Genomic DNA, 24,665 nt, shown 5'->3' on the forward strand with positions numbered 1-24,665 from the left:
GAAAGGCAGGGGCAAAGTGTTTTTTCATTGTCATGATCTTGTTTTTTGGCATCGCGCGAGTATAAGCACGAACGTTCCGGTCAGTCGCACGGCTGGCTTGAAAAAAAGAAACGGGGTACCAACTGCGGCGACCCGATGCTGCTACAATTTTTGAGCGCGATCAGGCGATCGCGCCCGCCAAGGAGAATGCCATGAGCCGCAAGACCCCTATCGAGCGCTACCGGAATATCGGCATCAGCGCCCACATCGATGCCGGCAAGACCACCACCACCGAACGCATCCTGTTCTACACCGGCGTGAACCACAAGATCGGCGAGGTGCACAATGGCGCGGCGACGATGGACTGGATGGAACAGGAGCAGGAGCGCGGCATCACCATCACGTCCGCCGCCACCACGGCCTTCTGGCGCGGCATGGCCGGCAATTTCCCGGAGCACCGCATCAACATCATCGACACGCCGGGGCACGTCGACTTCACGATCGAGGTGGAACGCTCGATGCGCGTGCTCGACGGCGCCGTGATGGTGTACGACGCCGTTGGTGGCGTGCAGCCGCAGTCGGAAACCGTATGGCGGCAGGCCAACAAGTACAAGGTACCGCGCATCGCGTTCGTCAACAAGATGGACCGCGTGGGAGCGGACTTCTTTCGCGTCCAGCAGCAGATCCGCGACCGCCTGAAGGGTAATGCCGTGCCGATCCAGATCCCTGTCGGCGCCGAGGACCATTACCAGGGCGTCATCGATCTCGTCAAGATGCGGGCGATCATCTGGGACGATGACAGCCAGGGCTTGAAGTTCACGTATGAAGACATTCCGGCGGAGCTGAACGACCTCGCGCAGAAATGGCACGACAACCTGGTGGAGGCGGCGGCCGAGGCGACGCCCGAGCTGACGGAAAAATACCTGGAAGGCGTCGCGCTGACCGAAGCCGAAATCAAGACGGCGCTGCGCGCCCGCACGGTGCGCGGCGAGATCGTGCCCATGCTGGCCGGCAGCGCCTTCAAGAACAAGGGCGTGCAGGCGATGCTGGACGCGGTCGTCGAGTACCTGCCGTCGCCGCTGGACGTGCCGGCCATCGCCGGCCACGACGAGGACGACAACGAGATCGAACGCCATCCGACCGATTCGGACCCGTTCGCCGCGCTCGTGTTCAAGATCATGACCGACCCGTTCGTGGGCCAGCTGGCATTCTTCCGCGTGTATTCCGGCGTGGTCAATTCGGGCGACACCGTCTACAACCCGACGAAGGGGCAGCGCGAGCGGCTGGGCCGCATCCTGCAGATGCATGCCAACGAGCGCAAGGAAATCAAGGAAGTGTTCGCCGGCGACATCGCCGCCGCCGTCGGCCTGAAGGGCGTCACGACGGGGGACACGCTGTCCAACCCCGACCACGTGATCGTGCTGGAAAAGATGGTGTTCCCGGAACCGGTGATTTCGCAGGCGGTCGAGCCGAAGACGAAGGCAGACCAGGAAAAGATGGGCATCGCCCTGTCGCGCCTCGCGCAGGAAGACCCGTCGTTCCGCGTGCATACCGACGAGGAATCGGGCCAGACGATCATGGCCGGCATGGGCGAGCTGCATCTCGAGATCCTCGTCGACCGGATGAAGCGCGAGTTCGGCGTCGAAGCGTCGGTCGGCAAGCCGCAGGTGGCTTACCGGGAAACGATCCAGAAGGCCGTGTCCGACGTGGAGGGCAAGTTCATCAAGCAGTCCGGCGGCAAGGGCCAATACGGCCACGTGGTGCTGAAACTGGAACCGCTGGAGCCGGGCAAGGGCTACGAATTCGTCGATGCGATCAAGGGCGGCGTGGTGCCGCGCGAATTCATCCCGGCGGTCGACAAGGGCATCACCGAAACGCTGCGTTCGGGCGTGCTGGCCGGTTACCCGGTCGTGGACGTGCGCGCCACGCTCACGTTCGGTTCCTACCACGACGTGGATTCGAACGAGAATGCCTTCCGCATGGCCGGCTCGATGGCCTTCAAGGACGGCATGCGTCGTGCCGACCCGCAGCTGCTGGAACCCATCATGGACGTCGAGGTGGAAACGCCCGAGGAATTCATGGGCAATGTGATGGGCGACCTGACGACGCGGCGCGGCATGGTGCAGGGCATGGACGAGATCCCGGGCGGCGGTGGCAAGCTGGTGCGTGCCCTCGTGCCGCTGGCCGAGATGTTCGGCTACTCGACCACGCTGCGTTCGCTGACGCAGGGCCGCGCCACGTACACGATGGAGTTCAAGCACTACGCCGGGGTGCCGAAGCACGTCCTCGACCAGATCGCCACGTCGAAGATCCGGGCCTGAAAACCGGTGTCCGACACATTTTCCGGATGGAACGCCCGGAAAAAAATGTCCAACACCAGGCAACGGTCGCTGATTCTCCACGAAAAAGTTTCAGGCACTGACGGCGCTGGCCTACATCCGATTCGGAAAACTCCCAATAGGCCCGCCACCAAAGCGGGACTAACATTCCTGGTTCGGTCGCACCGGTGCGATGGCGGCGCTGGTGCGGACAATGCCGTCATTACTTATTCCGTCATCCTGTTCCCAGTCCCGACAGCACGAAAGGAGAAACGATGAAACGACTACTCACGCTTGCCGCGGTCGCGGTGGGCAGCGCATATCTGGCCAAGTACCTGAAGAACAAGGGCGCCGCGCAGGGCAGCTCGACGGCGCGCGAAACGATCACCGTCGACGTGCCCGTGCGCACGGCCTACGACCAGTGGACGCAGTTCGAGCAGTTCCCGACGTTCATGGACAGCGTGCACGAGATCCGCCAGCTCGACGACAAGCGGCTGCACTGGAAGGCCGACGTGCTCGGCAAGCCGATCGAATGGGATGCCGAGATCGTCGAGCAGATTCCCGACCAGCGGATCGCCTGGCGCAGCACCACGGGCACGCCGAACAGCGGCGTGGTGCGCTTCGAGCCGCAGGGTGCGTCGCGCACGAAGATCGTGCTGGAGATGACGTACACGCCGACCGACGCGGTGGAAACGGCCGGCGACGTGCTCGGCGCCGTGGGCATGGAGGCGCGCGGCAACCTGAAGCGGTTCAAGGACATGATCGAATCGCGCGGCAAGGAAACGGGCGCGTGGCGCGGGACGATCGAGGGCGGCACCGAAGGGCCGCGGGTCACGCACTGAGCGGCCGAAGCGGAAGGGCACCGGTGTCCACCGTGGGCCCGGTGTCCACCCGCGTGGCAGTCCCGCGCCCCAGCAGCTTGCCGAACTCCTCGGCCGGCAGCGGCCGGCCGTACAGGTAGCCTTGCCCCTGCTCGCAGCGCAGCAGCTTCAGGAACTTCGCTTCTTCTTCCGTCTCGATCCCTTCGGCCACCACTTTCAGTTCCAGGTTGTGCGCCAGCGAGACGATCGTCTGGACCATGCCCATGTAGTTGGCATCCTGCGTCATCTTGACGACGAACGAACGGTCGATCTTGAGCACATCGACCGGCAGCGTGACGAGGTAGGCCAGCGACGAGTAGCCGGTGCCGAAATCGTCGATCGCCACGGGCACTTCCAGCTCGCGCACCCGGTTCAGGATATCGACCACGCGGCGCTGGTCCGATACCAGGCTGCTTTCCGTAACCTCGATCGACAACGGCTTCAGGTGCGCCTCGGCCGTGTTCAGCGCGCGCTCGATGTCGTCAAACAGCGAATCGCAGCGGAACTGGGCCGGCGCCACGTTGACGGCGATCTGCGGCGGCTTCAACCCTGCGTCATGCCATGCGCGCCAGTCTTCCATCGCCTGCTGCATCACGTTGCGGCCCACCTGGGTCACCAGGCCGCTGCGTTCCAGCACCGGCACGAATTCCGTCGGCTGGAGCAGGCCGCGCTGCGGGTGGCGCCAGCGCACGAGGGCCTCCGCGCCCGCCAGCTTGCCGGTCTTCAAGTCGATCTTGGGCTGGTAGAAGTTGACAAACTCGCCGCGCTCGACGGCCTCGCGCAATTCCGCTTCCATGCTGATCTGCCGGGCGAGCGCATGGTCGGCATCGCGATCATAGAAGCCGATCTGTTCTTCCTGGCCCCGCGCCCCGGCCAGCGCATCCCAGGCCTTGACCAGCAGCTCGTCGGCGCTGGTGCCATCCTCGGGCAGCATGGCCGCGCCCACGTTGACCGTGCACCAGATCTTTTGCTGGTCCACGGCATACGAGCCTTCCAGCAGCGGGATGATCGTATTGCGGGCATAGGCGCGCGGCGAGCGCTCTTCATCGGCCGGATAGAACAGCGCAAAGCGGCCGATGCCCACGTGCGACAGCACCATGCGGTCCGCGACTTCTTCACGCAGCCGCTGGGCCACTTGGCGCATCAGGCCGATCGCGGCCGTGTTGCCATAGGCGGAACTGATCTCGTCGAAGCGGTTGATGTTGATGAGCAAAACCGTGCCGCTGGCATTGACGGCAGCCAGCGCGGCGATTTCCTCGTCGAAATGGAGCCGGCTGGGCAGGCCGGACAGTGCGTTCGTGCGGGCCAGCCGGAACAGTTCCTGCGCATTGATCAGCCGTTCCAGCCCGAAGCTCAATTCGTTGCCGAGTTCACCCGCGCGTTCGCGCCAGAACTGGTCGAAGAATTCCGGCCGGTGCGAATAGAACGACACCACGCCCCAGCACTTGCCGTTCACGAGAAGCGGAATCGCCATGCAGGAACCCACGCGCGGATGGGCGCTGGCCAGGTTGTTCGAGCACTGCAGCCGGCCGCTGGTGACGGCGGCACCCGCCAGCTCGGGCAGGAACCAGTCCGCCACGGCGCTGCCGTCCGCGGTGCCGCCGTCCGGGTCGCGCCACTGGCGCTCGGCGCCATCGCGCGCGGCGGAGGTGAACAGTTTCAGGCCGCCCGTGCTTTCGTCGATGCGGCTGATGTCCACGATCTCCAGGCCCGGCTGGCGGCAGGCGAAGCGGCACGTGTCGAGGCACAGCGCCTCCAGGGTCTTGGCGCGCGTGATGATCGCGGACAGGCGTGACAGCAGCACGTAGAAATGATCGTGCCGGATCAGCGCGCGTTCCTTTTCTACCTCGGTGGTCATGTCGATCGCGGAGCCGCCGAGGAAAGGCTCGCCATCGACGTCGATCGGAAACTTGTGCACCAGCCAGTGGCGCGTGCCATCGTGCGAGGTTTCCATCGTCTTGATGGTTTCGCCGTTTTCCAGCACCGCGCGGTCCTGTTCTTCCAGGCTGTGCCGGACGTCTTCCGGCCAGAAATGGCTGTCGTCCATGCCGACCACGGTCGGCACGCCAAAGAAGCCATGCAATGCCGCATTGCCCATCACGTAGCTGCCGTTGCGGTCCTTGATCCACAGCGGCGAAGGCGAGTGTTCGGCGAAGCCGGACAGGAAGCTCTCGGCGCGCGCCAGCTTGTGCCTGAGTTCCTGGCAGGCGGCCGCGCTGGCCGCGAGGTCGGCCAGCGCCTGGCGCTGCTCGGCACTCATTGCCGGCGGTGCGCAGGCCAGCAGGGCGCTTTCGTCGGCCAGCGCCTGCGGCGGCACGCTGGTGCCGCACAGGTAGCTGGCAAGCCGCACGAATTCCGGCGCAAAGCCTTCCGGCTCGCTGGTGGCCGGCAGGGCCTGTTGTTCCTGGGGGGCGATATGGTTCATGGTTGGCATTGTTTTCGCCTCGCGCGCCGTCATGCGGCGGGCGGGCGTCAGTCGGAAAGCTTGAACTTGAGCTGGATGGTCAACGCGCCGTGCAGGCGGTCCTTGTACTTCGGTACGATAGCAAAGTTCACCCCCACCCGTTGGTACTCCACGCTGACCACGGGAATCAGGGCCGGGAACCAGCCGCCGTCGCGGTGCTTCGGATAGCCATCGAACGCGCCGATGACGGCGCCGAGCCGCAGCGGTCCGAGCGAGAACGGCTGGTAGTACACGCCGAGATAGTTCGAGATCGCCCGGTCGCTGTTGCGGAACCGCCCCGCGGTGGCCGATGCCACGGTCGAAAAGCGGTATTCGGCGCCAATGCCGGGGTTGGTATCGTCCAGCCCGGCATCGCGATCGAAGTGGTACGAATAAAAGCCGGGATTGACCCACAGCTCGCTGCGCGGCTGCGATTCGATGACGCCGAACGGATTGGCCTGTGCCCCGGCCTGTGCGAGCAGCAGCGCGACACCCAGCATTGCGTATTTCATGCCATTTTCCCCAGATTGTTAATAGCGCGGCAATTATAGCGACAGCGCAAGCATTGCACAGTGCTTCATCACGCGTTTGATATCGGCAAAGTAATTGCTTTTTAGAAATTGACTGCATTTGGGCAATGCTCGACAGTGGTCGTCCCACATGACAGGGAGTGCGCAATGAAGAAGCAGACCATGATGATTTGTGCCGCCGTTTCCGTCCTGACGGCGTGCGCCTCGACGACGAAGCCCGGCACGGTCGGCGTGCAGCGCCAGCAGCTGATGCTGGTGTCCGCCGAGAAGGTGGAGCAGATGGCGCTGGTGAACTACACGCAGCAAAACCGCGCGGCACAGATGAAGGGCAGGCTGGTCACGAAGGGGGCCGAGCATGAGCGGCTGAAGAAGATTGCCGCCCGCCTGCAAGCGCAGGTCACGGCATTTCGCGACGATGCCGCCAGATGGGACTGGCAGCTTGCGCTGATCGATGCGCCCGTGATCAATGCCACGTGCGCGCCTGGCGGCAAGATCACGTTCTACACGGGTCTCATACGGCAGTTGAAACTCAATGACGACGAGATCGCCATCATCATGGGCCACGAAATCGCCCACGCGCTGCGCGAACACGGCCGCGAGCGCGTTTCCCGCGCCTACGCGCAAAATGCGCTCGCGACGACCGCGCTGATGGCGGCGCCGAACAGCCAGGCGCAGGTCGAAGCGGCAAACACGGTGGCGCACTTCCTTTACACGCTGCCCAATTCGCGCCAGAACGAATCGGAAGCCGATGCGATGGGGCTGGAACTGGCGGCGCGCGCCGGTTACAAGCCCGAAGCGTCGGTAACCGTGTGGCGCAAGATGCAGGCGCTGGCCGGCAAGCCGGGTGAAGGGAGGCAGCAGGCCGAGTTCACGTCGACCCACCCGTCGAACGAAACCCGGATCGGCGAGCTCACGGCGATGCTGCCGAAGGTGGTGCCGCTGTACCGGGCGGCGCCGAAGAAGTAGGCGCCTGCAGCCGCAGCTCCCAGTAGCCCACGTCGAGCCAGCGGCCGAACTTGAAGCCCACTTCCCCGAAGTGGGCGACTTTCACGAAGCCCAGCTTTTCATGCAGTGCCACGCTGGCCTCGTTCGGCTGGGCGATCCCGGCGATCGCCAGGTGGCAGCCTTTCTCGCGCAAGCTTTCCAGCAAGCGCGCAAGCAGGGCCTTGCCCAGGCCCCTTCCCGCATTCCCGTGTGCCAGGTAGACGGACGTCTCGACGGAAAACCGGTACGCATGCCGCACCCGCCACGGCGTTGCATAGGCATAGCCGCCAATCGCGCCATCCTCTCCTTCGCATACCAGCCACGGCAAGCCCGCGGCCTGCACGGCGGCAATGCGCTCCCGCATCGCGTCGACGGACACCGGCGCTTCCTCGAAGCTGATCGTCGTGTCGGCGATATAGGGATTGTAGATGGCGGCAATGGCCGGCGTATCCGTGGGGCAGGCGTCGCGGATCAAGGTGGCTCCCTGGCGTGGTGGAATGCGACCATAATGCGCGGCATGGCTGCCGTCAATAGCGCGACGATGGCTTGTTCGAAGGGAGAGTGATGCGATGAGACGATATTTGCTGTGCTTGCCGCTGCTGGCGGCCGCACCGGTGGGAGGGCAGGCGATGGAGGATGTCGATCACGGCGTGAGCATGCAACTGGCGCTCGAAGCGCCGCCGGTGCCGGGCGAGGTACGGCTGCAGGTGGTGTTGGAGAACCACGGCCGGCGGCCGGCACTGGTGCCGCGCGCGGTGGCCTCGATGGACCGGCTGCTCGGCAACGTGTTCACGGTGAGAAATGCCGCCACGGGCGAGCCGGTACCCTATGTGGGGCCGATGGTGAAGCGGGGACCGCTGACCGCCGCGGATTACCTGGTACTGAAACCCGGCCAGCGCCATGCCCACGTGATCGACATCGGCCCGGCCTATGATTTCAGGCCGGGCACGCACGCCTATGAAGTGTCGTACGCGGGGCATTACATCACCGACGCCCGCGCGCTGGTGGGGGCGGGGGCTCCGGGGCTGCCACTGGCCGCGCAGCCAGTGGCATTCCGGTTTTCGCGCTGACGGTTATTGCATGGCGCCTCGCAGATGTTGCCTAGTACATGTCGCTTACTGCAGCGCCGGCGTGTTTTCGCTGAAGTACTCGTGCGAATCGGCATTGTCGACGGCACGCGCCGGCCGTTTCTTCGCCAGCGATGCCGCGGCGGACTGGCCGTATGCCCAGTCGTCCGTGCCGGCCACCACGTTGAAGTGGCTCAGTTCGTGCACCAGCGTGCCGCCCTTCGAATCGGTGCCGGTCAATGGCGCGCTCCAGAACGCATTGCAGACATAGATCTTGTAAGGCTGCGTCGGATACACGTAGGCGTAGTAGCTCTCCGTGCAGCTGCAATCGACGGAAACGGGCTTGTTGTCGAGCGCATCCTTGATGGCCGTGAAGTGCGCTTTCACCGTGGCGTAGCGGGAGCTGTCGTAGGTCCCGAACCACGTCGTGTAGCGGGGGCCGGCCGTTCCCGCGCCGAGATAGGTTGTCGCGCCGTTCGCCATCGTCTTCGCCGCACTGAAGGCGGAAGCGATGGTGGACTGCTGCGAGGCGCTGCACTGGCTGTACGACAGGCTCGCCTCGCCGATGGGGACCTGCTGCGGCGGTTTCTGGTAGGTCCCTTCGATCCATACCTGCACGGCGCCGGACTGCACGTAGTCCTCGTCGCCGGCCGCCTTGCCGGCGTCGCCGTCGGGCTGGCCGGCGGCACCACGGGCGATGCGCGCCCGCTCCGGCAAATCGGGTGCATGGGTGCGGAAGCGGATCGCGTAGTCGCCGGTGGTGGAAAGGTCGTAAAGCGCCGTCAGCTCGACCGTGGCCGAATAGGACTTGCCGGGTTGCAGTACCACGTAGTCCGCCGCGGTGGGGGCGGGGCGCTTCACGTGCCGGCCCTCATAGTGCACCGGGATGCCGTCGCGGGTGATGTCGAACAGCGATTTCTCGATGGCGCCGAACGGGGTGTGCCATTTCAGCATGCGTTCCGGCTTGTCGCCGGTATTGGTGAGCGTCACGCGCACGACCAGATCGTCGCCCGGGCCCAGCGACTGCTTCGACACATCGATACTGGCCACCACGGCCGCCGTGGCCAGCGCCGATACGCTCCATGCCGCCAGGACCGCGCCGCCCAGCCAAACGAATTTCCTCATTGCCGACTCCTCATGTGAAGTGAATGACACACCGGCTCGTGACCGGTGTAAGACATCCTCACACGGCCGTTAAAGCCGAGTCAACATTGTTAAATCGTGTGGCGGGGCCGATGGTGGTTAATGCAGCGGGCCTGCAACAAAGATAGGCGGGAGCTGTACGGAATCGGGACACATGGCTGCGAATGTTAAATTCTGAACATTCGCAGCGCTGTGCGGCCATCCGGGTCAGGCCCGTGGGCGCTGCTTGTGGAACACCATCGGGCTGTAAGGCACGGCCGACGGCGGCGGCGAATGCAGGATGCCCGGCTTCATCGCACCGACGACATGCATCTCGCACGGCTTGCAGTCGAAGCGCAACGTGTAGGTCTCGCTGCCCGAGACGAGCGTCATCGGCTCCGCCTTGACCTGGCCCTGCACGCCCTGCACACCCTTGGCCTGCTTCGGACACAGGTTGAACGAGAAGCGCAGGCAATGCTTGGTGATCATCAGCGGCACTTCGCCCGCTTCCTCGTGCGCCTCGTAGGCCGCGGCAATCATCTGCACGCCGTGCTTGTGGTAGAAGGCGCGGGCTTTCTCGTTGTAGACGTTGGCGAGATAGGTCAGCTGCGTGTCCGGATAGACGGCCGGCGGTTCGGCGGGCGCCTTCCGCGGCGGGCGCTCCCAGGCGGCCAGGCGTGCCGCTTCATGCGCGGCGATAGCATCCCGGCGCAGCGCATTGATCGCGCCCGATGGCACGAACCACGGCTGCGAAAGCTTCAGTTCCACCTCGCCGGCCTCGAACATCGTGTTGCCCAGCTTGCCCAGGCTGGTGCGCAGCGCCGCTTCGGCCTGCGCCGCCTGTTGTGCCGGTTGCAATGCCAGTACCGCGGGCGTCGACGACGTGATGCCGTCTTCGTCGGTGACCGTCAGCGTCAGCCCGTCCGCACGCTCGCTCAGCGTCAGCTGCACGCCCACCTTGCGCTCCGACGACTTCTTGGCCAGCGCCGCTTCCCACTGGTGGTCGCGGTTGCGGTGGATCTCGGTGCCCACCTTCAGGCCCGCCAGGCTGGCCATCGGCTCGTTGGGGAACACGCGCCAGCGCTGGCCTTCGCCATCCTCGCCCAGTTTCTGCACCGTGTTCGCCTGCACGCCGGCGGAATCGCGCTTCACCATGAAATTCAGGCCATCGCCATTGGCCATCGGTGCATCGGTCAGCATGTCGAAGTGATCGCCGCCTAGCTTCGTCACGGTGCCCAGCTTGACGCCCAGGTATTTCGGCGAATCGAAGGCGCCGATATCGTCCTGGCGGCCGCCGGCAAAATAATCGGTATGGCCGCGGTGGAAGTTCTTGTCCACGTCCGGCGTAAACAGCACCTGCGTGCGGCCGCTGGAGGCGCGCACGAATTCGGGCCGCCGCTCGAGGATCTCGTCCAGCAGCAAGCGGTAGTGGGCCGTGATGTTCTTCACATAACCCATGTCCTTGTAGCGGCCCTCGATCTTGAACGAGCGGATGCCCGCGTCGACCAGTGCTTCGAGGTTGCGGCTCTGGTCGTTGTCCTTCATCGACAGCAGGTGCTTGTCATAGGCCACCACGCGGCCCTGGCCATCGGTCAGCGTGTACGGCAGGCGGCACGCCTGCGAGCAGTCGCCGCGGTTGGCGCTGCGACCATTGTCCGCATGGGAGATATAGCACTGGCCCGAGAACGCCACGCACAGCGCACCATGGATGAAGTATTCGAGCGGCGTGTCGACTTCCGCGCGGATTTTCTTGATCTGCTCGATCGTCAGCTCGCGCGCGAGCACGAGTTGCGAGAAACCAACATTGCCGAGGAATTTGGCGCGCTCGACGCCGCGAATGTCGCACTGCGTGCTTGCATGCAATTGAATCGGCGGCAAGTCCATTTCCAGCAGGCCCATGTCCTGGATGATCAGCGCATCCACGCCCGCTTCGTACAGTTGCCAGATCTGCTTGCGTGCCAGATCGAGTTCGCTGTCGTGCATGATCGTGTTCATCGTCACGAAGATGCGCGCACGGTAGCGGTGCGCAAAGGTGGTCAGCGCGGCGATGTCTTCCAGCGGATTGCTCGCATTGTGGCGCGCACCGAAGGCCGGGCCGCCGATATAGACGGCGTCGGCCCCGTGCAGGATGGCTTCGCGGCCGATCTCGGCGGTTTTGGCGGGCGACAGCAGTTCGAGTTCGTGGGCGAGGAGAGACATGACAGATCCTGGGTGAAAGACGGTAAGCCTGGGCGAAGGGGCAGATTATAGCTTTGCGGACTGCGCCTGTCATGGAAGGCGCGAAGGGAGACGGGCGCAGTCACGCCGCCGGGAGCCCAGCCGGACTCGCCCATCCGGTCGATTCCCGTACAATTCTTTCATCATAGTCCGGGGACCCGCCCATGGAATGGCTTTCCGACCCGAACATCTGGATAGGGTTGCTGACGCTGATCGTCCTCGAGATCGTGCTCGGCATCGACAACCTGATCTTCATTGCGATCGTCGCCGAGAAGGTGCCGCCGCACCAGCGGGACAAGGCAAGGCTGCTGGGACTGTCGCTGGCGCTGCTGATGCGCCTCGGCCTGCTGAGCGTGATTTCATGGATCGTCACGCTGACCGAACCGCTGTTCACGGTGGGGACGATGGCATTCTCGGGGCGCGACCTGATCCTGCTGCTGGGTGGCATCTTCCTGCTGGCCAAGGCCACGATGGAACTGCACGAGCGGGTCGAAGGGCAGGCGGCGGTCAAGAGCGGGCCGGTGGTCTACGCCAGCTTTGCCGCGGTGGTCGGCCAGATCATCGTGCTCGATGCCGTGTTCTCGCTCGATTCCGTGATCACGGCGGTCGGCATGGTCGACGAACTGGCCGTGATGATCGCCGCCGTCATCGTCTCCATGGCGGTGATGATGTTCGCGTCGAAGCCGCTGACCCACTTCGTCAATGCCCACCCGACCGTCGTGGTGCTGTGCCTGTCGTTCCTGCTGATGATCGGCCTGTCGCTCATCGCCGAAGGCTTCGGCTTCCATATTCCCAAGGGCTACCTGTATGTGGCGATCGGCTTCTCGGTGGCGATCGAGGCGCTGAATCAGCTGGCGCGGCGCAATTTCGCCCGGCAGCAGGAACACGTGCCGCTACGCGAACGCACCGCCAATGCCGTGCTGCGCATGATGGGAGAGAAGACTGACACAGACGGCGCCGAGGCGCCCACCACCAAAGGGGAGGAAGCGGAGCCCACGTTCGAATCGGCCGAGCGCCACATGGTCAGCGGCGTGCTCAGCCTGTCCCAGCGGCCGGTGCGCTCGATCATGACGCCCCGCTCGGATATCTCATGGGTCGACCTGGACGACGATGCTGCGTCGATCCGCGCCCAGCTGCTCGACGCGCCGCACAGCTTTTACCCGGCGGGCCGCGGGCAGCTGGACAATATCGTCGGCGTGGCCCGCGCAAAGGATGTGATCGCCGACCTGATGGACGGCGGCCACATCGACCCGGCGCGCAGCATCCGCCCGCCGATCGTGATGCCCGATTCGGCCGGCGTGCTGCAGGTGATGGACACGCTGAAGCGCTCGCACGGGCAACTGGTGCTGATCGCCGACGAATACGGCACGATCCAGGGGCTGGTAACGCCGATCGACATCCTGGAAGCGATCGCCGGCGAGTTCCCCGACGAAGACGAGCAGCCGGTCGTGCAAGCGCTCGGCGATGGCCGCTGGCGCGTTGATGGCGGCGCCGACCTGCACTACCTGCAGCAGGTGCTGGACTCGGATGCGCTGGGCATCGCCACCGACGACTACACGTCGCTGGCCGGTTTCATGCTGGAACGCTTCGGCACCTTGCCCCACGTGGGGCAGGTGCTGGCGCTGGACGACTTGCGGCTGGAGGTGGCGGAAGTGCGGGAGCGCCGCATCACCTCGGTATTGATCACCCGGGCGGATGCGCCGGCCGGGGGCGGTGCCTGAACGCATGCCCGGCGCGCGGGCCCCGTCCGCCGGCAGCGCTCAGGGGATCTTGCGGCGCAGCGGCATCGGCACCGGCATCTCGCGCGTGGGCATCGGCGCGCGGTCCGGCGGGTTCAGGCCCGTGACGAGGTCGGCGATGCGCACCGACTGGCCCGTTTCAAAGCACTGGTTGGCGGCCACGCCGATCAGGATCGAATAGGCACCGGAGCGCTCGTCGGCCAGCCGCTTGTACTTGTCGGCCGGCGCATTGCCGAAGATCTCCTCCAGCATCACGGCATCGCCGCCGCCATGGCCGCCCGTGCCGGTCCAGGGCTCGATGTCGCGCGGAGCACCACGCAGCGGGATGACGCGGATCTGCACCTGGTCGCTCCGGCTCTGCACTTCGGCGGCGCCCGCCGCGCCGACCTGCTCGACGATCCGGTGTTCCAGCCGGCCTTTCGTGCCGTTGAAGGCCACGTGGTAGCCCTCCCACGCATCGTAGGCGGACAAGGCATAGGTCAGCTGCGCGCCATTGTCGTAGCGCACCATCACGTTCATCGTGTCCTCGATGTTGATTTCCGGGCGCCACACGCACTGGTCGCGGAAGTAGCCGTCGTGCTTTTCATTGTCCAGGTACAGCGCCTTCAGGCCCGGGTCGGCGGCCAGGTCGAAGTAGAACGTGCATTTCTGCTTTTCCGGGCAGGTCAGGCAGCGCTCGTGCGCACCGGTCAGTCCCATGCGCTTCGCCGTGGCCGGTGTGTAGAACTGGCGCGAGCCGAACGCGTGCACCAGCTCCGGCTGCGCGCCCAGCCACCAGTTCACCAGGTCGAAGTGGTGGGTCGACTTGTGGATCATCAGCCCACCGGACATGGCCTTGTTGCTGTGCCAGCGGCGGAAGTAATCGGCGCCGTGCACGGTATTGAGCAGCCACGTGAAATCGACCGACATCACGTCGCCGATCTCGCCACTCATCAGGATGTCCTTCACCTGCGAGCGGGGCGGCGTATAGCGGTAGTTGAAGGTGACGCGGATGTGGCGCCCGGTGCGCTTGACGGCATCGAGGATGCGCTGCGCCTTTTCCGCCGTCGTCGTCATCGGCTTTTCCGTGATGACGTCGCAGCCGGCTTCCAGCGCGCGCACGATGTATTCGTCGTGCTTGGCATCGGGCGTGGTCACGATCACGTACTGCGGCTTCGTTTCGCGGATCATCTGGTCGAAATCGGCCGACTTGTAGGCGCGCGGCTGGCTGGCGCCCGTGGCGGTGATATTGCGCACGGCCAGCGCCGCCCGGCCCGGATTGCTGTCACAGATGGCCACGATCTCGTTGCCGTCACGGTATTTGCCCGTGATCGCGCCCGTAAACATGCGTGCCCGCGAGCCCACGCCCACGACCGCGTAGCGCTTGCGCGGCGTGGCGGCAAAGGCGCTGGTGGCGAGCATGACGCCGGCCGCCCCCGCGGCCTTCAGTACGGTACGGCGATCGATCGGTCCGGCATTGTTTTCGCTCATCGAAGTGTCTCCATTGGTGGGTGAAAGCGTCGCGCCATCACCCGTCTGGAGCGGGCTGATCGTTGGCGGCGGCTATGGCGATGGTAGGTCCAATCGATCCGGGTGGCAAGACCACTTTTAGTAACTGGACGGACCAATCACCGATGTGAGCAATCTTTCGGGCCGATCGTCGTGCCCGAAGCAACGGCATGCAATTTTTTCAATTGATGTCTGAATAACGCTATCATCTGAGTAGGAAATTCCTTAAGAGCGCTAAGAGTTCCCCTAATAACTTTTGGAGGCAGTCATGACGATGCGCTCATACCTGCAGATCGATGGTGTCGCGGGTGATTCAACGGATGACGGCTATGCGGGATGGATCGAATGCGATTCGGTCGGCTGGTCGCTGCGCGGTGGCGGGCCGCGGGCGGCTTGTCGGAGATCCGGTTCGTCAAGGCCGGGGATGTGGCATCGCGCGAGCTGGCCCGGCTGTGCGTCGCGGCCACGCCGCTGGCGCGTGCACGCTTTGAATTCGTCCGGCCCGGTCCGGACGGCGCATGGATCAAGCATTACGGGATCGAGCTGGAGCAGGTGACCGTGGCCAATGTCGCCACCGGCACGCAGCGCGCATCGGCGGCGATGGAAACCGTGGTGCTGGCCTTTGCCCAGGTCCGGCTGACGTCCGGCGGGCAGGGCGGCGAAGGGGACTGACCGCGAGGGCGGCGGACCGGGAACATGGCAACGGCGTGCCGGCATGCCCCACGTTCAACCATGCGCCACGTTACGGCGCCAGCCGGTAGCGCTGCTCGCGGTACAGCAGCGACGGCAGCATCACGTGCGCCATCGCCCGGTCGACCAGGCCTTGCGGCGGTGGCACCCGGTCGAGTGTCAGGTCCCCGCTCGCCGCATCGTATCGGCCCGCCAGCGGTGGCTGGCCGGGACGCAGGATGGTCGCGGAATCGCCTTCCAGCCACGCAAAGTAATTGTCGAACTGGAGCAATGCCCGGCCCGGCGTTTCGCTGTCTTGCGCCAGGTCGCGGCCGATCATCGGATGGTCGCTGGAAATCCCCATCAGCGACAGCAGCGTGGGCCCCAGGTCGATCTGGCTGGCCAGCGTGCGGATGTGCTTCGGCTGCACATCCGCACCGAGGATCAGGCCCGGAATGTGGAACTTGTTGACTGGCACGAGGCTGTTGCCGTACACGCGGTTGTCGTGGTCGGCCACGATCAGGAACACGGTATCGCGCCAGTAATCCTCCTGCTTGGCGGCGCGAATGAACTTGCCAAGGGCGAAGTCGGCATACTTCACGGCGTTGTTGACGCCCTGTTTCACCGGGTCGTGCAGCGCGATTTTCCCGTCGGGGAATTCGAACGGTTCGTGGTTCGATGAGGTGAAGATCAGGCTGAAAAAGGGCTTGCCCTGCGCATGCAGCGCTTTCAGCCGCTCCAGCGACGTGTCGAACAGGTCTTCATCCGACGCGCCCCAGCTGCCTTCGAATCGGGGATGCATGTCGCGCCGGTCCACCACGTTCTTGAAACCGTTACCGGTAAAGAAGCCGCGCATATTGTCGAAATGCGCTTCGCCGCCGTACACGAACTCCGTGTTGTACCCCTGCTTGCCCAGGCCCAGCGCCAGCGTATAGAAATCGCGCTGCGCCAGCGACAGCTTGACCACACTGCGCGCGGGCGTGGGCGCATAACCGGAAACCACCGCCTCGATGCCGCGTACCGACCGCGTGCCGGTGGCATACAGCTGCTCGAACCACCAGCCTTCTTCCTTGAGCTTTTCCAGTTCGGGCGTGACCGGCAGGCCGCCCAGCGATTTTACAAACGTGGCGCCCAGGCTTTCCTCGAGCACGATCACCAGGTTCAATGGCTTGTCGCGCCGGTAGGCGGCCTGCTGGTGGTGCAGCGTGGGCAGCTGCGTCGATGGAAAGCGGTAGCCGCGCAGCCATGGCGCGGACGTGACCTGTGCCAGCACTTGCTCATGCGGCACGCTGCCATAGATCTCCGACGATCGGGCTTCCTTGCGCATGGCACTCACGGCATCGAGCACGGACCACGCCGAGTTGATCACGAGGGAGTTGACGAGCGCATCGCCGGAGAGCGCAAACATCGCGGGGTTGGCGGGGCGATGCGCGGTGGTGGAGCGGATCTGCAGGATCACTGTCAGCAGCAGCAGGGGCCACGTGAGGAACAGCACGCGCGATGGCCACATCGTCATGCGGCGCGAGGCCGCCGCCAGCGCGCGGTGCACCAGCAGGGCCAGCGCGATGGTGGCGGCGATCGTCACGAACAGCGCCAGCCGGTAGCCGTGCCACAGCGTGCCGAATACTTCCGCCGGGTATGCCAGGTATTCGATGAACAAGCGGTTCGGCCGCACATCGTATTGCAGGATGAACTGCGGTGTCGCCAGTTCCAGGAAGCCGATGAAAACCAGGGCCAGTGTGCTCCACCAGGCCGTCAGCCGTGTCCACAGCCGTGCCGTGCGCGCATGGGCGAGCAGCGGCGCTAGCGCGAGCGGCACCGCAAGAAAATAGCCCAGCACGATCAGATCGGCGCGCATGCCCTGCACGAAGATCTCGCCAGGAAGCCCCGCCGCGGTGACGCGCTGCCATTGCCACGCCACGAGGGCAATGCGCGACGCAGACAGCAGTACCAGCCCGCCGACCAGCAGCCAGAACAGGTTCAAGTAAGGTCCGGTGCGGTACCACCAGTGCACCGGGGCGCCTGGAAAGAGGGGAGGAGATGCGGTGGCGACAGCTTGGTTCATGGGCTCGTTTGACGTGGTTGATCATGCGCGTCGAGCGCACAAGTGCCACACAGTAGCGAAGCCGCCGTAGCGCCATCGTTAAACGCCGGTTAATTTCCCGTTAAGTGGGCTACGGGTGTCCACCGGAATCGCACGTAACGCCGCTGGCGACCCACAGCGCGTGCGAGGAGGGCCGCCTGCAGCGGCCCATGGGCCCAGCCCCCCTCAAAGGCCAGGTGCGCCGGACCCGCGCGTACCGCATGGAACCGGCCGGCAATGCCGGTTGGAGAAAGATGATTCGTTGTCAATCTTGACTGAATGAAAGCGATCCCGCACCATGCCCCACAGACTGGCCAAACAACACGCACGTCCAACCGGCAGGAATAACAAACTAATTTGCAACTAACCGAAGGTCGCATCACTAATCCGACTTCACAAGAACAGGGCTACTCAACCAGCCAATCTATAAACGACGGCGCTGGCAACCAGCAATTTCGCCAGCGGGCAGGGCAATGCGCCCATTGATGAGAAGGAGAATAATGCAGGGTTCAGTCAACCTCGAGTTCTTCCGTACAGCGCTACTGTCGCTGGGGGCGTCATTCCTCGCCGGATGCGCATCGTTTGCCAATCCGGGTCCCATGCCCGCGAGCGGGCATGGGAGTGTGCATGAAATTCTGCCGGCGCTTGCGGAACACCATCGTGTCTGCAATGTGGTCGTGGCCGTCGTGCGAAACCGGAAACTCCATTCCATTGATTCCGCATCGGGTTGTAAAGCGGCCCGGCCCCCCGGCCCGGACAGCGTCTTCCAGGCCGCCTCGCTCAGCAAACCGTTGTTTGCCCACGCCGTGCTGCTCCTGGCGAAGGAAGGGCGGATCGAGCTCGAGGCGCCGGTCATGCGCTATTTGCCGGAAGGCTACCTGCATCGGTACGCCCCCCTCGAGGCGGAACCGTCCGAGCTGGTTACAGACCACCGCCTGAACGCAATCACCGTACGGATGGCGTTGAACCATACATCGGGATTACCGAACTGGTCCTCCGGCCCGCTGCGCTTCGACACGGCGCCCGGTGCAAAGTGGGATTATTCGGGGGAAGGGTACGTGTTCCTGCAGCGAGCGGTGGAAGCGGTGACGGGCCAGCCGCTCGACCGGTTCATGGCATCCGGGATTTTCCAGTCGCTCGGCATGCAGCACAGCGACTACGTGCTGGGCCCGCGCATTGCCCGGGACCTGGTACCGGGCACCAAGGCAAACGGCGCGCCCAGGGCAACGATCGAGATGACGAGCCCGGTTGCGGCGTTTTCGCTGCACACCACGGCGAACGATTACGCCAGGTTTCTTGTCGCGGTGCTCGCTGATCAACCGTCGGTGGATGTGATCACCGCGTCACCGGTCACCGTCGATGCGAAGCTGGATCTCGGCTGGGGCCTCGGCTGGGGCATCGCACGCGAACGCGACGACACGCTGATCTGGCAATGGGGGAATAATCCGGGCTACCGCGCATTTGTCATCGCATCCGTTCGCAGCGGCGATGGCATGGTCATGCTGACGAACAGTGAAAACGGATTGAAGCTGGCGGAACCGTTGACACGCAGGATCCTGCCCGGCGAGCATGCGCTTTTCAGGTCAGCGGTGATGGGAACCGATGTGTTGACCATGCTCTGCAACGGATTGAAGCTCTGCCTGTGATTCAGCGGTCGGCAGCCTGGACCTGGAAGGACGGGACCGCGTTGCCATAGCGGTGTTCCAGGTACTGCCGGTAGAAATCGATAAAGGTCCGTACTTTCGCGGAGACTTGCCGGCCGGGCGGGTAGACCGCATAAATGCCGGCGGCCGGCAGTGACCATTCCGGTAACAGCCGGACCAGCAAGCCGGACGCAATCCCGTCCTGCGCATTGAACTGGTCCAGAACCGACACCCCTGTATGCGCCTGAAGCAGTGAGCGCAATGCGCCGGGCGAATCGACCCGCACCCGCGATTTCACGTGGATCGTCTTCGTCTCACCGGCGGCGGACGAGAACTTCCACGTGAAAGGTGCCGGCAACAGCGTCAGCGCGATCCAGTCGAACAATTCGAGATCCCGCGGGTCTTGCGGGATCTGCCGACGCGCCAGATATGCCGGCGAAGCGACCACGTATTGTTCGAATCCGCCCAGCTTGACCGCCCGATTGGACGAATCGCGAAGCCAGCCCAGGCGAATGCTGACATCGATGCCGGCTTCGATCAGGTCGACAACGCGGTCGCTCGTCCGCAGGTCGATGTCGAGATGTGGGTGCTGTCTCGCGAACTCGGCCAGGGCGGGCGCAAGCGACAGGGCGGCATGGTCAACAGTCGTGCTGATCCGAAGCGTGCCGGAAAGCTGTTCCTCCCCGGTCGTGGCGCGGTCGATCGCTTCCAGCAGGCCCAGCAGGAGAGGGCGGCAATCCTCATGCAGCGCCTGGCCGGCGTCGGTCAGGACCACCTTGCGCGTCGTGCGGCTGAACAGCGTCAGGCCCAGCTTCGATTCGAGCCGGCTGATCTCCACACTCACCTTGGCGGTCGCCACACCGAGCCGTGCGGCGGCCGTCGTGAATCCGCCCGTTTCGGCCACGGCCGAGAACACCAGCAAATCGTTCAGGTCGATCTTCCCGGGATGCGCCATACGCAATGTCATCTTTAAGAAATGCGGAAAAGTGAATTATGGATTGATCTGTTTTTCTGTTCAATGGCGCGTGTGATGATGTGTTCAACGGTCGCCCACACGACCACGACTATCCACATCACCAGGAGAATTCCATGAAAGTTGCATTGATCGGCGCCACGGGTTACGTCGGCTCGGCGTTATTGCAAGAGGCGATCGCTCGCGGCCATGATGTCACCGCGCTTGTTTCGAATATCGCTAAAGTCCCGCAGTCGGAGCGTGTCACGCCCGTGCAGGCCGACGTCATGGCACGGGACGACCTGGCCGCCAGGCTGCATGGCCACGATGCGGTCATCAGCGCTTTCAGCGGCCATGCCCAGCCCGACGTGCTCGGCTACTACCTCCAGGGCATCGCGTCGATCCTTGCAGCGGCCAGACAGGCAAGCGTTCCACGCCTGCTGGTCGTCGGCGGTGCCGGCGGCCTGGAAGTGGCCCCGGGCGTGCAACTCATCGATACGCCAACGTTCCCAGACCAGTGGAAAGGCACGGCGGAAGGTGCGCGCCAGGCCTTGAACCTGCTGCGCGAGGAACGCGACCTGGACTGGACCGTACTGGCGCCGTCCGCACACCTCGAGCCGGGCGAACGTACCGGCAAGTTCCGGCTGGGCCTCGACCAGTTGCTGGTCGACGCGCAAAGTCACAGCCATATCTCATTGGCGGACTACGCGGTGGCCATGATTGACGAGCTGGAGCGACCCGCGCATTCGCGCACTCGTTTCACTGTCGGTTATTGAGCCGGAATGGTCATCACTGGCCCCTCCCATGATCGGGGCGAGTAGATGATCTTGCGCTGCTGGCCACGGTAAGAGAAGGGCGCTTGTGGCCATCTTGCGGCAATCGGCCACGGAAAGTTGCTAGAATGAAGTCATGAAAGCGCTTCTTCTGTTGATCCTGACCTTCTGTCTCTGCACGAGCGCTGTCGCTGGGCAGCGCGTGCCGCATGACTGCTGTCCGGATCAGGATCAGCATTGTTCGCTGCAGTGTATCGACATGGGCTGTGCACCTGGTGCGCTGGCGATTGCGCCGCCGCCGGTTCCTGTGCGCTGGGCAGTAGCGGACGCCAATGCCGAGCGATTCGTCGACCACGATGACGACCTGCCGTCGCCTTATCGAACCATCTGGGTTCCGCCTGATTGACGTGTGGCGTTGACCGTCTTCGCCATATTTTTCAATTCACAAGGAACGCAATCATGAAATCGAAACTCATCAAAATCTCCATCGCCGCTGGCCTGCTGGCTGCTTCCGCCGGTGCTTTCGCCGCGGCGAATGGCTGCTGCGGCAGTATCGAGTGCTGTCTGAGAATGCTGGCTTCCTGCTGCTAACCCAGTCGGCGTCAGGTAGAAGAGAAGGGCGGCTTTGGCCGCCCTTTGTCATTGTCGGCCGCTGAGGCGCTGCGCTAGGCCGGTCTGGAAAAGAGCGGAGCCTCGGAACCTGCCTCCTTTCCCGTTGCGTTAGCGGCTAAAGGCACTCTCTTCTGCGACCTGTCTGCAGGCTGGGCTTTGTCGAGCGGCGGCAGTGTTGTAGACGCGGACATTATCCGAGGGGTATGGGATTATTTCGTGCCGTGTAATGGCAGAATGACCATAGCTTCAGGTCACTTCGTGTGTCGTGCTTGCTCGACATTTATGCGGCTTGCCTAGGGACCCAATGGACAAACCCTTTCTCGTTCTTGCATGGGGCCTCGTCGCTGCCGCCGTATTAGGGGTATTCGGAGTTTATGTATTGCCCGCTGTGGGCTGGGCCATTGCGACCGTCATTGAAGCGTTTGGCGTGGCTGCCGGCCTGGCTGTCGCGACTGCCACGACTGGCCTGGCTACTGCGACCGTGCTGGCACCATGGGTTGCCGAGGTTGCCGCCGTCACTCTCGGCGCAACAGGCATGGGCGTCGGATATCTCGTCGTCCTGAAGGTCGTCGAAAAAGGCAAGGATCACCCTTATGAGTTGTTGGTGCCGGTGTTCGGCATTCTGGCTGCACTCTGCGTCGACCTGACGAAGGATGCATTGCTTGAGTCGCAGATCATGAAGGCGTTCTATCCATTCTTCACCGGGGCACTCACCATCATCGGTGGCGTGTTGCTGATCAATAAGCAACTTCCAATGCGCATCGTGGGCGGTCTACTGCCTTTCATCCCACCGTTACTCGTAGTGCAGCAGTTGCTCACCCGGAAGAAGTACGACGTTGCGAAGGCGGCCTTGCAAGACCCCACGACCCCTGAGTTCATCGCGGTTTGGGGAACCCTGATCGTTGGCCTGGTGATCGTCATAATAGGCGTCTTGCAGCCAGGAAGGGGGAAAGCAGATTGATGGAAGCGAGGCTTGGTCACCATCAATTTTAACTTTAGCTAGGGGAACGTGATGGATATCATCATTTTCGTGGTCAGCACATCGTAGATAAGGGTGGCTCCCAGTCGGACGCGACAAACAAATGGCAGCACCAGGCCGACTACAAGTCCAAGGAAAAGCTGCGCGCCGTGCGCAAAGTGGAGCGTCAGTTGGTCGAACGGGCGCTGGCCCAGACCAACGGCAATATCAGCGAAGCGGCCCAACTGTCCAATATGGAGCGGGCCACGCTGAGCCGCTGGCCAAGAAGTATCGCAACGGCGATCATGCGTGCATTGGCGAACTGCATTGATCCAGTGCTGCCCGACACGCTCCTGCTTTATGAAGGAACCGGCCTGATTGTGGACCATGCCGCTGTACATTGGTGAGGCCAGTCCGTTGCGCGGCGCGGATGGAAGAGGGCGCTGCTTGGCGTCGTTACTGTCGCATCACCCAACAACAATGCCGAAGTAGTGGTTCGGCGTGCAAACCCGAAGGTCTGCAAATCACAGCGCTCCTTTGATGGTCGTCCAGAATTTGCCCGCATGGAACTCGGCTACCGTCCAGAAAGGACCATCGACCATCGGTGCACTGATCCGGGATGAGCTGGCAAAATCGAGGCCGTCGAATGACTGGCAAGTTCCGTTGACAAATAACGGCGCGCTGCATTTGGGGCGAACCGATCGTGTTGTCGTGGTCACGCTTGCGCCTGTCCGCAAATAGTGGGATGCGAAATCCGTTCCCCACGCCTGCGAGTCGCAGCCAACCGAGCGGACCGCTGCGTTGCGGGTGAACCAGCAACGTCGGGGAAACAGGCCGGCGTTCGCCAGCGGGTAAGTTGGCGCCGGCTCTTCAGGATCGAATTCCGCCGGCGCAAAAGTGCCGGCACCACCCCACATCGAGCCACCCCCGGCGTGCCCGAAAATTACCATGTCGGCGATTGGGGAGGCCCCGCCGTTGGAAGTAAGTTCGAGATCCACATCGGGCTCGGTGCTCGATACGCTGCCCGGATAAAACAGTGCAGCAAGCTGTGCATGGTTAGGCTCGGCAGTGGCGTCGAACAGATGGATGTTTAACGTTGAACCCGTGGTCGCAGTCAGGTTCGAGATATCGAACTGGTCGCCCTTGTTGATGTAGAGCTCATATCGCGCGTTGAAATTGGCCGGTGGCGCGGGCAGGGTCGCCGCACGCATGCTGACCGGCCGAATGCATTTCCAGTCGTTGAAATGGGCGCCGGCCTTTTTCGCCAGGCCACCCAGGGTATCGGTGTCGCTATCCGACGTGGCCGTGTTGCCGTCGGTTTTCCAGCGGCGCAGCACCGGGTGTGCATCCCGCGACACGATATCGCGGACCGACCCGGCACCCAGGACCGCTGAACCCGGGGCAGGCATCAGTTGCGCTGTCACCCGGTCGGCTTCGTGCTCTGCCTGGTCCCCGGCGCGGCCGAGCATGATGTTCCCCGGCGTGGGGCCTGCGCCGGCCTGCTGAACCACATGCGTCAATTCGTGCGCCAGCAGGCGGGCGCCGTGCGCGGTACCCGGCGCAAACTGGCCTGCGTCGAAGACGATATTCCGACCAACCGTGTAGGCGTGGGCGGAAACGGCCCGGGCCGATTCCGCCGCGTGGCGATCCGTATGCACCCGGACATGGCCGAAGTCATGGCCAAAGCCTGCCTCCATGCGGACTCGCGTGGCAGTGTCCAGCGACTGGCCCGGCGCGCGCAGCACGCTGGCGACGCTGGCAGCGGCGTCGGCATGGCCCGGCGCAACCGTTCCGGATGAAGGGCGGCCATGGGGTGCCATGGGCATGGGCGACGTGGCGTCGCGCGGTTTACGAAATACATGAACGGGCGCCGCGCCGGCTGGCCGTTGCGCGCCCACGACACCGATGGCAAGGCTGGATCTGGCTTGGCAGCGGGGACACGAACCGCCGCATGCACACGAATGCGGTGGCGCCGGGATGCGTTCAGGTTGAGTGACAGGTGCTGGGGCCGCATGGCGCTGTACGAGAGAGCCGCCGATGCGGCCGCCCGATGATTTTTTCTGTTCCAGTGCCAGCATGACATGCTCCTCTTCAATGAAGGAACCAGCCTGACGGTGGCCCGCATTGACGGACCTTGGTGCGGCGATGTTAGCACGCGCGGCAGCGGAAGGTGGCGGTGGCGGGATCGGAGGGTGCTGCAGGCTGGATGTGCGGGCGAGGTGGAAATC

Annotated in this window: 21 protein-coding genes and 1 pseudogene; 13 read left to right on the top strand and 9 right to left on the bottom strand. The window is 63.9% G+C overall.

Annotated elements, in window-relative coordinates; translation table 11 throughout:
* The first annotated feature begins 191 nt into the window (after positions 1–191).
* Both fusA and EWM63_RS28825 read left to right on the top strand, forming a co-directional pair.
* On the top strand, positions 192–2,300 hold the full coding sequence (fusA, locus tag EWM63_RS28820; protein WP_130189583.1) for an elongation factor G: 2,109 nt from the start codon (positions 192–194) through the stop codon (positions 2,298–2,300).
* A gap of 272 nt (positions 2,301–2,572) precedes the next feature.
* Positions 2,573–3,139, top strand: coding sequence for an SRPBCC family protein (locus EWM63_RS28825; protein WP_130189584.1), 567 nt, complete (start codon positions 2,573–2,575; stop codon positions 3,137–3,139).
* On the opposite strand, the gene EWM63_RS28830 is transcribed toward EWM63_RS28825, so the two are convergent.
* Both EWM63_RS28830 and EWM63_RS28835 read right to left on the bottom strand, forming a co-directional pair.
* Entirely contained in the window at positions 3,129–5,591 is a 2,463-nt protein-coding gene (locus EWM63_RS28830; RefSeq protein ID WP_165390982.1) for a bifunctional diguanylate cyclase/phosphodiesterase, read from the bottom strand. The genes EWM63_RS28825 and EWM63_RS28830 overlap by 11 nt on opposite strands.
* A gap of 38 nt (positions 5,592–5,629) precedes the next feature.
* Positions 5,630–6,112, bottom strand: a complete 483-nt coding sequence (locus EWM63_RS28835; RefSeq protein WP_130189586.1) for a hypothetical protein — start codon at positions 6,110–6,112, stop codon at positions 5,630–5,632.
* 165 nt (positions 6,113–6,277) lie between these two features.
* On the opposite strand from EWM63_RS28835, the gene EWM63_RS28840 reads away from it, so the two are divergent.
* Positions 6,278–7,096 (top strand): M48 family metallopeptidase, encoded by an 819-nt coding sequence (locus EWM63_RS28840; protein ID WP_207221180.1) that lies wholly within the window; start codon positions 6,278–6,280, stop codon positions 7,094–7,096.
* Here the strand turns inward: EWM63_RS28840 and EWM63_RS28845 are convergent.
* Positions 7,041–7,589, bottom strand: coding sequence for an arsinothricin resistance N-acetyltransferase ArsN1 family B (locus EWM63_RS28845; protein ID WP_130189587.1), 549 nt, complete (start codon positions 7,587–7,589; stop codon positions 7,041–7,043). The two genes, EWM63_RS28840 and EWM63_RS28845, sit on opposite strands and share 56 nt — an antisense overlap.
* A gap of 94 nt (positions 7,590–7,683) precedes the next feature.
* On the opposite strand from EWM63_RS28845, the gene EWM63_RS28850 reads away from it, so the two are divergent.
* Positions 7,684–8,184 carry a hypothetical protein gene (locus EWM63_RS28850; protein ID WP_130189588.1) on the top strand — a complete coding sequence of 167 codons (501 nt, stop codon included), beginning with the start codon at positions 7,684–7,686 and terminating at the stop codon, positions 8,182–8,184.
* A 45-nt stretch (positions 8,185–8,229) separates the two neighbouring features.
* Here EWM63_RS28850 and EWM63_RS28855 read toward each other — a convergent pair whose 3' ends face one another.
* Positions 8,230–9,306, bottom strand: coding sequence for a M35 family metalloendopeptidase (locus EWM63_RS28855; RefSeq protein WP_130189589.1), 1,077 nt, complete (start codon positions 9,304–9,306; stop codon positions 8,230–8,232).
* Positions 9,307–9,531: 225 nt separating this feature from the next.
* The gene (locus EWM63_RS28860; protein WP_130189590.1) at positions 9,532–11,502 is read right to left on the bottom strand and encodes a peptidase U32 family protein; all 1,971 of its coding nucleotides are present in this window, start codon (positions 11,500–11,502) and stop codon (positions 9,532–9,534) included.
* Between the two features lie 182 nt (positions 11,503–11,684).
* On the opposite strand from EWM63_RS28860, the gene EWM63_RS28865 reads away from it, so the two are divergent.
* Positions 11,685–13,241 carry a TerC family protein gene (locus tag EWM63_RS28865; RefSeq protein WP_130189591.1) on the top strand — a complete coding sequence of 519 codons (1,557 nt, stop codon included), beginning with the start codon at positions 11,685–11,687 and terminating at the stop codon, positions 13,239–13,241.
* A gap of 39 nt (positions 13,242–13,280) precedes the next feature.
* Here EWM63_RS28865 and EWM63_RS28870 read toward each other — a convergent pair whose 3' ends face one another.
* Positions 13,281–14,729 (bottom strand): Gfo/Idh/MocA family protein, encoded by a 1,449-nt coding sequence (locus EWM63_RS28870; RefSeq protein WP_130189592.1) that lies wholly within the window; start codon positions 14,727–14,729, stop codon positions 13,281–13,283.
* Positions 14,730–15,021: 292 nt separating this feature from the next.
* Between EWM63_RS28870 and EWM63_RS33140 the strand changes: the two are divergent.
* Positions 15,022–15,084: pseudogene (locus tag EWM63_RS33140) on the top strand (hypothetical protein); the annotation flags it as partial.
* An 8-nt stretch (positions 15,085–15,092) separates the two neighbouring features.
* On the top strand, positions 15,093–15,419 hold the full coding sequence (locus tag EWM63_RS31945; protein WP_165390983.1) for a type VI secretion system tube protein Hcp: 327 nt from the start codon (positions 15,093–15,095) through the stop codon (positions 15,417–15,419).
* 70 nt (positions 15,420–15,489) lie between these two features.
* Here EWM63_RS31945 and EWM63_RS28880 read toward each other — a convergent pair whose 3' ends face one another.
* On the bottom strand, positions 15,490–17,481 hold the full coding sequence (locus EWM63_RS28880) for an LTA synthase family protein (protein ID WP_130189594.1): 1,992 nt from the start codon (positions 17,479–17,481) through the stop codon (positions 15,490–15,492).
* 518 nt (positions 17,482–17,999) lie between these two features.
* On the opposite strand from EWM63_RS28880, the gene EWM63_RS28885 reads away from it, so the two are divergent.
* Positions 18,000–19,145 (top strand): serine hydrolase domain-containing protein, encoded by a 1,146-nt coding sequence (locus EWM63_RS28885; protein ID WP_165390984.1) that lies wholly within the window; start codon positions 18,000–18,002, stop codon positions 19,143–19,145.
* A 1-nt stretch (position 19,146) separates the two neighbouring features.
* On the opposite strand, the gene EWM63_RS28890 is transcribed toward EWM63_RS28885, so the two are convergent.
* Positions 19,147–20,097: a LysR family transcriptional regulator gene (locus EWM63_RS28890; RefSeq protein ID WP_130189596.1), complete on the bottom strand. Its 951-nt coding sequence runs from the start codon at positions 20,095–20,097 to the stop codon at positions 19,147–19,149.
* 134 nt (positions 20,098–20,231) lie between these two features.
* Between EWM63_RS28890 and EWM63_RS28895 the strand changes: the two genes are divergently transcribed.
* The 5 genes from EWM63_RS28895 (at position 20,232) to EWM63_RS28910 (ending at position 22,844) form a co-directional block, all read left to right on the top strand.
* Positions 20,232–20,870 carry an NAD(P)-dependent oxidoreductase gene (locus EWM63_RS28895; protein WP_130189597.1) on the top strand — a complete coding sequence of 213 codons (639 nt, stop codon included), beginning with the start codon at positions 20,232–20,234 and terminating at the stop codon, positions 20,868–20,870.
* Between the two features lie 133 nt (positions 20,871–21,003).
* The gene (locus EWM63_RS28900; RefSeq protein WP_130189598.1) at positions 21,004–21,273 is read left to right on the top strand and encodes a hypothetical protein; all 270 of its coding nucleotides are present in this window, start codon (positions 21,004–21,006) and stop codon (positions 21,271–21,273) included.
* A 53-nt stretch (positions 21,274–21,326) separates the two neighbouring features.
* Positions 21,327–21,458: a hypothetical protein gene (locus EWM63_RS32875; RefSeq protein WP_259772496.1), complete on the top strand. Its 132-nt coding sequence runs from the start codon at positions 21,327–21,329 to the stop codon at positions 21,456–21,458.
* A 325-nt stretch (positions 21,459–21,783) separates the two neighbouring features.
* The gene (locus tag EWM63_RS28905; protein ID WP_130189599.1) at positions 21,784–22,440 is read left to right on the top strand and encodes a hypothetical protein; all 657 of its coding nucleotides are present in this window, start codon (positions 21,784–21,786) and stop codon (positions 22,438–22,440) included.
* Between the two features lie 167 nt (positions 22,441–22,607).
* Positions 22,608–22,844: a helix-turn-helix domain-containing protein gene (locus EWM63_RS28910; RefSeq protein WP_207221181.1), complete on the top strand. Its 237-nt coding sequence runs from the start codon at positions 22,608–22,610 to the stop codon at positions 22,842–22,844.
* 117 nt (positions 22,845–22,961) lie between these two features.
* Here EWM63_RS28910 and EWM63_RS28915 read toward each other — a convergent pair whose 3' ends face one another.
* Entirely contained in the window at positions 22,962–24,515 is a 1,554-nt protein-coding gene (locus EWM63_RS28915; RefSeq protein ID WP_130189601.1) for an eCIS core domain-containing protein, read from the bottom strand.
* Between the last annotated feature and the right edge of the window lie 150 nt (positions 24,516–24,665).

Origin of the sequence: Pseudoduganella lutea (assembly GCF_004209755.1) — a bacterium.
GTDB lineage: Bacteria > Pseudomonadota > Gammaproteobacteria > Burkholderiales > Burkholderiaceae_D > Rugamonas > Rugamonas lutea.